The organism is Erythrobacter sp. (genome assembly GCF_038133525.1).
GTDB lineage: Bacteria > Pseudomonadota > Alphaproteobacteria > Sphingomonadales > Sphingomonadaceae > Qipengyuania.
Genome location: NZ_JAYPTL010000151.1, coordinates 1,435 through 1,959 on the forward strand (window position 1 = coordinate 1,435; position 525 = coordinate 1,959).

1 pseudogene is annotated in these 525 nt (G+C 61.0%); it reads left to right on the plus strand.

Annotated elements, in window-relative coordinates:
- Positions 1-336 (plus strand): annotated as a pseudogene (locus AAFM29_RS17375) (nicotinic acid mononucleotide adenylyltransferase); the annotation flags it as partial.
- Between the last annotated feature and the right edge of the window lie 189 nt (positions 337-525).

A 525-nucleotide genomic window follows, 5' to 3' on the forward strand; every position in this document is an offset into this window, starting at 1 on the left:
CACCTCTGGCGCGACTGGCGCAATATTGCCCGAATGATGCCGATTGCGGTGATCGCGCGTCCGGGCTATGATGCAAATGCTATGGCGAGCCCCGCCATGGCCTGGCTACGGCGCTACCGTGTGCCGCCAGCCAGATTGCGAAGACGGGGAGAGTGGAGCGCACCGGCACTGGTGTTTTTACGCTTCGATCCTGATCCGCGCTCGGCTACGGCCCGGCGCCTGGCAAGGCCTGAATGGGCCGATGCATACGATGGTGTGATGCTGCGTGACGGCGTAACCCATCGGATCATCGAACCTGACGGCCCCAATGGGGCTGATGAAGGAATGAGGGCTTGAGGCCCGGTCTTCATCCCAACTGCCGCACATCGCCTGTACCTCTGCACGTCGTCCGCGCCTGGCGGACGACTGGCATGTGCGGGCCGTTTTCGCATGTTCCATGGGCGTCATGTTCACTGGGCATGCAGCCAAAGGAGTCTATGAAATACTCATGAATCAGGCGCAAACAGCAACGGAAAAGTCCGGCTT